Source organism: Bradyrhizobium sp. URHD0069 (genome assembly GCF_000701345.1).
Lineage (GTDB): Bacteria > Pseudomonadota > Alphaproteobacteria > Rhizobiales > Xanthobacteraceae > Bradyrhizobium.
In genome coordinates, this window is the sequence record NZ_JNIJ01000080.1 from 1 (window position 1) to 10,565 (window position 10,565).

Genomic DNA, 10,565 nt, shown 5'->3' on the forward strand with positions numbered 1-10,565 from the left:
CGGGCCGGCATACGAGCGAAGTTCAGCAATCGCTTGCGGCGTCCGGCTTCGACATGCGTTCTCAAATCATCTGGGCCAAGGACCGCTTTGCTCTCAGCAGAGGCCATTATCATTGGCAGCACGAACCATGCTGGTACGCGGTGCGCGGGACGGCCGGGGCGAATTGGAGCGGGGACCGCAAGCAATCGACACTATGGAACATCAATTCGCGCGACGACGACGGGCACGGCCACGGCACGCAGAAGCCGGTCGAGTGCATGCGCCGCCCGATCGAAAACAACTCGTCACCCGGACAGGCTGTGTATGAGCCCTTCAGCGGTTCGGGCACCACCATAGTTGCGGCCGAGATGACCGGCCGCTCCTGCTTCGCGATCGAGATCGATCCGGCCTATGTCGATGTCGCGGTGCTTCGCTGGCAGGCCTTTACAGGCGAGGATGCCAAGCTCGACCAAGACGGGCGATCGTTCGCAGAAGTAGCGGCCGGACGGCCCAGCGAAAGTGTCGGCTCTTCTCAGGCTGTATAGAAAACCGCCACGATTTCGCCTCTGAGCGATCGGCTAACTCTTACAGCGACCCGCAGTGATTCGCGCGAGGCATTTGGGTGAATGATTTGACACTCTGGGACGAGCTAACGCGCAGGGAGCAGCGAATTATGATCAAGCTGTTCGGCGGCGGGTCCCTCAATGGTGATGCTCCGATAGAGACGGTCAACCTCATGCGGCTCGGTCTAATCACTGAGAACGATTTAACCTCGGCCGGCCTCGAGCTATTCATTGCTGCTTTCAAAGCGCAACGAGAAGCTCGTAGGTCGGAGCTGATGGCGTAGATCTGGCGGCAGTTACGAACCGGATGGCGATCGACCCGCTGGGAGCCCGTTCACGCGGCCACGAAAGGCACGGGGTTCGCTTTTGGAAGGCACGCGGCCCTGACAACGCGTGAAAGAACTTCGAGCGTTAGGCCGCCTGAGCGCGCCATTTGTCTGCGCTGCTGCAACATGAAAAGAGCAATGACATTGCTCTGGATTGCCCTACGACCAAACGGCATACGGTGGTATGCGGTGTGGTCAATGGATCGCGCTGTCGCATATCTTCGAGTTTCGACGCAACGACAGCAGCGCTCTGGTCTCGGCATAGAGGCCCAACGGTGCGCCATTGAGCGCTTCGCGGCATCTGAGGGCCTCACCATCGTCGGCGAATACACGGAGGCGGAAACGGGGAAGGGGGCTGACGCCCTTGACCGCCGGCCTCAGCTTGCTGCCGCCTTAGCCGCCGCTCGCGCCGCCAAATGCTTCATCGTGGTGTCGAAACTGGACCGACTTTCGCGCGACGTTGCGTTCGTCGCTGGCCTCATGGCCCAGCGAGTCCCTTTTATTGTCGCCGAGCTGGGGCGCGACGCAGATCCGTTCATGCTGCACCTGTTCGCAGCGCTAGCTGAGAAGGAACGGCGGCTTATATCCGAACGAACCAAGGCAGCTTTGCAGGCAAAGAAAGCTGCTGGCGCAAAGCTGGGTAATCTTGCGAACCTGACTGAAGCTGGATCAGCGGGCCGGGTGATACAGGTGCGAACCGCCGGCCAATTTGCCGCTAGCGTTCTTCCGATCTTGGGAGCTATTCGCAAGAATGGAGCGTCAAGCTTGGCCGAGATTGCCGACGCGCTCAATGCGCGCGGGGTCAGATCGGCAAGCGGTGGGAAATGGCATCGTTCGGCGGTGCGCAATCTTCTAGCGCGAGCGCAATCCAGCCGAAACGCCCACCGAACCGCTAGTGAAGCTCTCCTGATGGGCTGCTGAACATGGCGCAGAAGTACCCGTCAGCCCAAATCGCTTCCGAGATTGGCCGGCCTGCGGCTGTTTCGGCGGGCTTTCGCCGAGCAAATTCCAGAACAGCTGATCCGCGCAACAATTTGGGGCGTGCTAAGCCAACGTCCGTTCTTGGGAGAAGAGCAGAAGACATCTGCTCATCCTGAGTGTTTCTCAGTTTGACCCATTTCAGACATTGCGGACCGCAGCGAGGCCGCGCCGTTCGGACATCGCAGAGTTGTTGTCGGTGAGCTTCGGCAACCCGCCGAAATTCCGACGCACTTTCGCTCAATGCTCAGCCCCCTGGCAAACCCAGAACGTCGATCCTCTGTCAAATTTGCAGGGCGATTGCGAGCAAACAACGTCGTTGGTCTTCGCATAAGCGAACAGCGACCCAAACTGGATTTGCAACCCAGCCGGTGGCTTCGGCGGACGCCACGCGAAAGTGTTGATTTTAGTCGCTTCAACGCCGGAGTTTGTCATGTCGCACCGCATATCCACGCTCGTCGTCTTCGGTGACAGTCTGTCGGACAATGGGAATCTGTTCGACTTGATCGGCTTTCCGCAGCTGCCGGCTTGGGAGGGCCGCTCCTCCAACGGCCCCGTCTATGCGGAGCAACTCGCCAGCTTCCTGCACATGCATCTCGATGATCGCGCCTTCGCAGGCGCGGAAGCGAGCGACTTGTCGCCGCCGCTGATCGTCAATCCAGTGACGGGACAGCCGCTGCCGATCAATCTGTCGACCCAGATCGCTGGATATCTCGCTGATCTCAACGGCCACCAGGCGCCGGAAGGCACGACCGCGCTGATCAATATCGGCAGCAACGACTACGATGCATTCCTGCTATCCAGCCTGCCCAAGACGTCCCAGGAGATTCAGACCTTCGTCGCCAACGTGGTCGGGAGCATCGACCAAGCGATCACCACGCTGACCAACGCCGGCGTCGAGCACATCATCCTGTTCACGCTGCCCGACCTCGGAACCACGCCGAACGCGCAAGCCGCGGGGCCACAAGTGGTGGCGTTCGTCCATGAGCTCGACCTGATTAACAACGCGGCGCTGGAGCAGATGGCGAGCACCCATCCCAACGTCCAGGTGGTCGATGCCTTCCAGATCAGCGAGGCCGCGTTCGCTGATCCCACCGCCTTCGACTTCAATCCGAATCCGAATTTCACCTTGACGGATCAGCTTGCGGCCGGCACCCATCAGTTCGCGCCGAACGAGATCGCCTTCTTCGACGGCGAGCATCCGACCAGCGCCGGTCATGGCGTGCTGGCCGCGTTCGCGGACGCAACGCTGACGTCGGACACCGTGCAATTTCTCGACGGCACGCGAAGCGTGATCCATGCCGGGGCGCACGGCGACATTTTCATTTTCGCAACACCGATCGATCCGACCAATCCCGCGCTGAACGGCAACTACACGATCTATGGCGGCTCTGGCGACGACATTATCTTCGCAGGCTCCGGCAACGTGACGGTTCACGGCGACTCGGGCGACGACTTGATCTTCGCAGGTTCCGGCAACGCCAAGCTCTATGGTGACGCCGGCGTCGACGTGCTGGAAACCAATTCGACCGGCACCAACACGCTTGTCGGAGGAGCCGGCGGAGACGCGTTGATCGTCAATCGTGCCGGCACCGATACGCTGTCAGGCGACAGCGGCGACGACCTTTTCGTTCTCAAGGAAAGCGCGGGACTGCTCTCTTCAGGCGGCGGCTTCAACTTCGGCCAACAAACGATCGACGGCGGCGGCGGCCACGACACGCTGCGCTTCATCATCAACGACCAGAACCCGCTGGCCGAACAGGCATTCATCGCAGAATTTCGGCAGGTTGAGGCGGCGTTCGATCAGGCTGCCAAGCAAGGGCATCCCGGCACGTTCGACGTCGACGGGCTGCATGTTACGGGTGTCGAGCGAATCGAATTGCAGATCGATTCGGTCTCGACCAACCCGAATACGCCTTATCTGATCACGCACCAGATCGACATGGCGGACGGCTGTGGCGGCCATGAGAGTTCTGCGCGGCAGCAGCTCTTGCAGACGGCCGACCACTGGAATCTGCTGACGGCGTGAGACGCGCCTCTAACGAATGTCTGCTGTTGGGAGAACAGCGGAAAACATCTGCTCGCAGCGAGTATTTCGCCTTTTGACCCACACCAGACTTCGCGAATTCGCACTATGCAGTTCGACCGTGCGTTGGCTGATATTATGCGATTCACCTTGTTCCGATGTCATAACGCCAGCGCATCGAGACCCTCGTGCTTACGCTGGATCGATTTCGTGATGCGACGCGCCGCCTCGGCCATATCCGCGCGGCGGTCGATCCGGTTCATCGCTGTCTCCGCATAAGCAGCGGCGGCAGCCTAAGGACATTGATGCGCCGTGCATTCGAGGGGGTGCGATCAACATAGGAACGTCCTATCAGCTAACGTTTAAGGACTGAAAGAACTCAGCGTTCCGGCACACGGGCCATGCCGGATTTCTTGATCGTCCGCAGGCACAATCTTGCCATCACCGGGATCACGAGCAAGCTGCAAATCGGCGACAACAGCATGCCACCCACGATCACGCGGGCCAGAGGCTGCTGCACCTGCGAGCCAATCCCGGTCGAGATTGCCGCTGGGACTAGGCCAATGCATGCCGACAAGCCAGTCATGAAGATCTGCCGCATCCGGGTTTCGGAGGCGCGGATGATTGCGTCTTCCGTCCCCATACCTTCGTCGATGTCCCGACGGATATAGGACATCAACAGGATGCCATCCATCGCGGCAACGCCGAACAGTGAGATGAAGCCGACCGCGGCCGATACGCTGAAGTTCAGGCCGCCGATGTAGAGCCCAAGAATGCCGCCGGCCACCGCGAACGGGATGCTCGATAGCGCCAGCAGACTGTCGCGAATTGAGTTGAACAAGCTGTACAGCAGCATCAGAATCAGAAGCAGGCTCAACGGCACGATCAGAGCAAGCCGCTTCTTGGCATCCTGCAGCGCGCCGTATTCGCCCGACCATTCCAGCGAGTAGCCCTGGGGAAGCGGGACGTTCACGTGGACCCGCTCCTGGGCCTCGACCACGGTCGAACCGAGATCGCGGTCTCGGACGCTGTATTTCAGCGGGATGAAGCGCTGGCTGTTCTCGCGGTAGATATAGGCCGCGCCGCTAACGAGCTTGATTTCGCCTAGATCGCTAAGTCGGATATAGGCGGTCGGCTTCCTCGAATCCGAATTCGGCAACGCGACGGGGATGCTGCGGATAGCCTCGACATCCCGGCGGAATTCCGGCGCCAGACGCACCGTCAGCGCGAAGATCATCTCGCCCTCGAAGACTTTGGAAACTTCCTGGCCGCCGATCGCGGCCTGGACCACGGAATTGATGTCGCTGACAGAGAATCCGTAGCGCGCGGCCTTGGCGCGATCGATCCGGACGATCAAATTGGGCTGGCCGAGTAGGTTGAAGCTGGCGGGGTCGGCGACCCCGCGAACGCTGGAGAGCTCGGTCTTCACCGATTTGGATAACCGTTCCAGCTCGAGGAGGTCCTTGCCAAAGATCTTGATCGAGTTTTCGCCTTTTACGCCGGAAACGGCTTCCTCGATATTGTCCTGGATGTACTGCGAGAAATTGAAGTCGACGCCGACGAATTCGCGGTTGAGCCGCTCGCTCATCTGCTTGACGATCTGCTCCTTGGTCAATCCGGCCGGCCACTTTTCGGCCGGCTTCAGCGGGACAAAAAACTCGGCGAGAAACGAGCCGTCCGGATCGAAGCCTTCATCACCGCGACCCTGCTCAGAAAACACGGTCTGGACCGACGGATAGCTCGAGATAACAGCGCGGATTCTGGCCACGGTGTCCATCCCGGCTTCCAGCGTGATGGTCGGCGGCATCACCGCCCGGATCCACAGATTGCCCTCTTCCAGCTTAGGCAGGAATTCTGTGCCTAGCCGCAACCCGAGACTGAGACACAGCAACAGAAACACCGCTGCGACGACCGCCGCGCGGCGATAGTTGCGGACCGCGCGCACCAGAACCGCTTGGTAGACTGTACGGATATGACGGACCACGAAAGTTTCAACTTCCTGGACATGCGCCGGCAGCAGGATGGACGCCAGCACCGGAGTGACGGTGAAAGTTGCGATAACGGCGCCGATTAGCGCATAGGCATAGGTCCGCGCCATCGGCCCGAAGATCTGACCTTCCACACCCTGCATCGTGAACAGCGGCAGGAAAGCCGCGATCGTAATGATCACCGAAAAGAAGATCGCTTTATCGACCTCGACGGCGCCGGTCCGGATCCAGCTGAGTTTGTCGCTCAGCGTCGGACTGCGGTCCGATGACATCCGCGCGGAATGGTGGGCGATCTGGCGGAAGATATTTTCTACCATGATCACGGTGCCGTCGACGATAATTCCGAGATCGATGGCGCCGACCGACAGCAGGTTGGCGGACTCCCCCCGCATCACCGTGATCATCACCGCCAGGAACAGCGCCACCGGAATATTCGCCGCGACGATAAGCGCGCAGCGTAGATCGCCGAGAAATACCCATTGGATCAGGAAAATTAGCGCGACACCGAACAGCAGGTTGTGCAGCACCGTTTGCACCGTGATCGCGACGAGGTCGCCGCGGTCATAGAACGGCAAGATCTTGACCCCGGGAGGTAGCGATCCGTCGCTATTAATCCGCTCGACGGCTGTCCGCACGCGCTTGACCACGTCCATGGTGCGTTCGAGCTTCTGCATCAGCACAATGCCGGTGACGACGTCGGTCTTGTCGTCACGGCCGGCGAGACCGAGCCGGGGTGCGAAGCCGATCTGCACCTTGGCGACATCGGACACCAAAACCGGCACGCCGCCCTGCTGGGTCAGCACGATATTGCTGATATCGTCCATTGAGGTGATGACGCCGATGCTGCGGACATTGACCGACTGTTCGCCGATCGCGATGGTTCGGCCACCGATATTGGAATTGCTCGCCGAGATCGCGGTCATGATCTGCGGCAGCGTCAGCCCAAAAGCCATCATGCGGTCGAGATCAATCTCGGCCTGAAACTCCTTGGTTTTTCCACCGAGCGCCGCGACGTCGGCGACACCTGGCACGATGCGCAGCTTACGTTCGACCACCCAGTCCTGCAGCGCCTTGAGCCGCATGACGTCCATGCCTGGAGGCCCCACCAGCTCGTAGCGAAAGATCTCGCTGATGCCGCCCGCAGGCGAGATCACAGGGAGCACGCCGACCGGCAGCACCGCATCCTTCAACCGGTTGAGGGTCTGCTGGCGCACCAAATTGTAGTCGCGGCCGTACTCGAACTGCAGGCGAACGAATCCAAGCCCGAAGACGGTATTGGAGCGGATGAACTTCAGACCTGGCGTACTGGCGACCGCGATCTCGATCGGGATCGTTATGTAGCGCTCGACTTCCTCCGGCGACTGGCCGGCTTGCTGGGCGATGATCTCGATGATCGGCGGCGCCGGGTCGGGATAGGCCTCGATGTTCAACGTCAGGAAGGCAACGTATCCAAATCCGAGAAAGGCCGCGTACGCGACCAGCACTAGCAGCCGGCGGGAGATACAGAACGCAATGAGACTACGCAGCATAAACGGCCCCAGCCACCCAAATCATTGGCGCCACTCGTTATCGACAAAAATCGCGCCGCGCGCGACGACCAGTTCGCCGAGAGCGAGACCGCTGCGAACCTGCGTCAAGCCATCCTGCTGAACTCCGATCTCGACCAAGCGGCGCTTGAACAGCATAGGCTCGGTCTCGACCCACACCGTCGCAACATCGGCTTCACGGATTACCGCGACAGTCGGCACCGCCGGCGTTGTCGCGGCCGCCTCGGTCTCGATCTTGACGCTCGCAAACATATCGGACTTGAGCGCGCCGTCTGGATTATGGATCTCCGAGCGGACCGTAACACGGCGCGTCGTCAGGTCGGACGCCGAATTGATCGCGCTGATACGCGCCTTGAAGATCCGGTTCGGCGCAGCCAAAACCTTTGCCTCGATCTCCTGGCCGATACGCACAAACGCGATATCCTGCTCGAAGATCTCGGCCTTCAGCCACATCATCGAGAGATCGGCGATCGTATATAGAGCCTCGCCAGAATCGGCTCTGATAAATTGGCCCGGCCCGACCTTGCGCACGATGACGGTGCCATCGATCGGCGCGGTAATCCGGGTGACGCGGCTGAGAGTACCCTGCTGCTCGAGTGCCGCAATTTCCGCATCTGTGCGGCCAAGGATGCGCAGGCGGACGCGGGCGGCTTCGAACGCCGTGTCGGTCGATCGCATATCGCTCTCAGCGGCGGCGAGTTGCGCCTGGGCCTGCTGCAGTTCCTTGAACGGGGCAGCCTTGCCCTCATAGAGATCGCGGATGCGTTTCTCGCCGATTTGCGCCAGCTGGAGTTGGGAGCGCGCCTTGTTTCTGGCGGTCTGGGCGGCGATAAAATCGTTCTGCAGCGCGACTCGTTCGGCGCTGTCGATTTCCAGCAGCGGATCGCCTCGCCTTACCTGGTTGCCGACGTTGGCGATCAGACGGATAACCCGGCCGGAGAAGGGCGACACAACGATGGTGGTGGCGTCTTCATTGAACGAGATCTGACCGATCGCCGATCTCTGAACGCGGAAGGCATAGGGCTCGACCTTCACCACTTCAAGCTGGTGCATCTGATCGGAGACAACACGCACATAATCGCTGCCCTTCGTCGTGCCTTCGTCCGCCGCAAACGATGTCGCCTGCGCCATGCCAAACAGCATTGCGATCAGTCGATACGTTGTGGCTGTCACCGCCCTGGCCATGATCGATAGCCCTCCCGATGGATAATCGGTTCTCTTCGCCAAATGCGTGCGCCGGCCGCCCGCCGGCGTCCGCAACCGCAACCGTTCCTTTTTGCATCGCAGCACGATTGAGATGGGCGTGCTTTTGTTCCGATTCGAGCGCGGCATAGCGGACGTTGCAGCAATTCGCTAGTGGAAAACGGGTGATATGCGACAAAGACCGTGTTTATAGTCACGGTAGGCGGCGAAAAAGCGAACCAGCAAATGGCAAAGAGAGGTCGATGCGCTGGCAGCCGCTGAATGCATCCCGAGGGGCAATGCTATCGAAAACTGTCAATAGATTTAGAAACCTTAACAATCAGCCGCTGGCCGTTGGCGTGCCCTTGATAGCGCTGGCCGCGTTTGCCGTTGCTGGACTGCTTTATCTAAGAAATGCGCAATTCGAACATTCCGAAGTGTCGAGCCAATCCCGTAAGGGCTCGCAGCGCTACGCCTTGACCCCGGCTGAATGGGATAGCCTGACCATCCAGCCGGTGACCGTGCGCTCCTTCCGGGAAGAACATGTCACGGAACGCAAAATCGCAGTCAACGAGGACCGATCAACTCCGATTTTTTCGCCTTATGCCGGCCGGATCACCAAATTACTGGCGCAGCCGGGCGATAGCGTCGTGCAAGGGCAGCCGCTGTTCGTGATCGAGGCTGCCGATAACGTGCAGGCCCAGAACGAATTCATTGCGGCAATGACCGCGCTGAACAAGGCCAAATCAGCGCACGGCCTCGCGCAGCTGCAGGACAAGCGCGCCAAAGATCTGTTCGAAGGTAAAGCCGTTCCGCTGAAGGATTATCAGCAGAGCCAGGTGACTCTGATCCAGGCGCAGAACGACATGCTCTCATCACAGGCGGCACTGGAGGCGGCGCGCAACAAGCTGCGCGTCCTCGGTCTCACGGACGAAGCGATCTCGACCTTTCAGGAAAACGGCCGCATCAATCCGGAAATAACGATCTATGCGCCGATCGCGGGCACGGTGGTGCAGCGCAAGATCGGACCCGGTCAATACGTCAACGCCGGCGCCAGTGATCCGGTATTCGTGATCGGCGATCTCTCCATCGTATGGCTCGCCGCCTTTGTGCGGGAGGCCCAAGCCTCCTCTGTGGTGGTGGGGCAGGAACTGACGTTTGGTCTGCTGGCGTTGCCTGGCCGCACCCTCACCGGCCGCATCAATTACATCGCGGCGGGGATCGATCCCGCCACCCGGCGGCTGCTGATCCGTGCCACTGTCGACAATACAAGCGGGCAATTGAAGCCGGAAATGTTCGCCACTGTGACGATCCACGCACACAGCGATCAGCCTTCGGTCGGCGTACCCAGGGTGGCGCTGATCTACGAGGGCGACCAGGTCCGGGTCTGGGTCGCGCACGAGGACAAGTCGATCGAACTGCGTCAGATCAAGACCGGTCTCACCAATGGCGACATCGTCGAGGTCCGGAGCAATCTGAGGCCCGGCGAGCTGATAATCACAAAGGGCAGCCTGTTCACCGACCGGGCGTCCGGCAGTTGACATCAGACGGAGGTAGAGCGGGCATCGCGGCTACCTACGTCGGCTAAGGGTACACATATCCGGAAATTTATCGCATCCAACGTTGTGTGCATTCAGTCGCAGCAACCATTGCGCCAGGACCAGCGTTACTTGGTAGGTAGACGCCGATGTCCGGTGTTGATGCTGTGGACGGCTCCTCCACCGGCACTTGAGTGCCATGGATGTGGGCGCTGTTGAGGCTCCCACGATTCGGAGGAGCTATCCATGCTGACGGTCACGACAATCGGTCTCGACATCGCCAAGTCGGTCTTTCAGGTCCACGGAGTGGATAGCGCCGGTCAGGTGGTCATCCGCCGCCAGTTGAAGCGTCGCCAGGTCCTGGCGTTCTTTGAGAAGCTGCCACCCTGCCTGATTGGCATTGAGGCCTGTGCCTCGTCTCACAATTGGTCCCGCGAA

7 protein-coding genes and 1 pseudogene are annotated in these 10,565 nt (G+C 60.2%); 6 read left to right on the plus strand and 2 right to left on the minus strand.

The annotated features are described in order from the left end of the window. From N554_RS0129110 to N554_RS0129130, 4 genes are all read left to right on the plus strand, one after another. Positions 1-524, plus strand: a 524-nt coding sequence (locus N554_RS0129110; RefSeq protein WP_029586691.1) for a DNA-methyltransferase, incomplete at its 5' end; no start/stop codon positions are given. Between the two features lie 128 nt (positions 525-652). Continuing rightward, the gene (locus N554_RS0129115) at positions 653-826 is read left to right on the plus strand and encodes a hypothetical protein (protein ID WP_156042174.1); all 174 of its coding nucleotides are present in this window, start codon (positions 653-655) and stop codon (positions 824-826) included. A gap of 240 nt (positions 827-1,066) precedes the next feature. Further along, positions 1,067-1,789 (plus strand): recombinase family protein, encoded by a 723-nt coding sequence (locus N554_RS0129120; protein ID WP_051677774.1) that lies wholly within the window; start codon positions 1,067-1,069, stop codon positions 1,787-1,789. A gap of 490 nt (positions 1,790-2,279) precedes the next feature. Next, the gene (locus N554_RS0129130; protein ID WP_029586694.1) at positions 2,280-3,875 is read left to right on the plus strand and encodes an SGNH/GDSL hydrolase family protein; all 1,596 of its coding nucleotides are present in this window, start codon (positions 2,280-2,282) and stop codon (positions 3,873-3,875) included. Between the two features lie 376 nt (positions 3,876-4,251). On the opposite strand, the gene N554_RS0129140 is transcribed toward N554_RS0129130, so the two are convergent. Together N554_RS0129140 and N554_RS0129145 are read right to left on the minus strand one after the other, a co-directional pair. Beyond that, entirely contained in the window at positions 4,252-7,389 is a 3,138-nt protein-coding gene (locus N554_RS0129140) for an efflux RND transporter permease subunit (protein WP_029586695.1), read from the minus strand. Between the two features lie 21 nt (positions 7,390-7,410). After that, a complete protein-coding gene (locus N554_RS0129145) occupies positions 7,411-8,580 on the minus strand; it encodes an efflux RND transporter periplasmic adaptor subunit (RefSeq protein ID WP_197033791.1) in 1,170 nt (389 codons plus the stop codon). A gap of 308 nt (positions 8,581-8,888) precedes the next feature. Between N554_RS0129145 and N554_RS0129150 the strand changes: the two genes are divergently transcribed. Continuing rightward, positions 8,889-10,130 carry an efflux RND transporter periplasmic adaptor subunit gene (locus N554_RS0129150; RefSeq protein ID WP_029586697.1) on the plus strand — a complete coding sequence of 414 codons (1,242 nt, stop codon included), beginning with the start codon at positions 8,889-8,891 and terminating at the stop codon, positions 10,128-10,130. A gap of 243 nt (positions 10,131-10,373) precedes the next feature. Beyond that, positions 10,374-10,565 (plus strand): annotated as a pseudogene (locus N554_RS0129155) (IS110 family transposase); the annotation flags it as partial.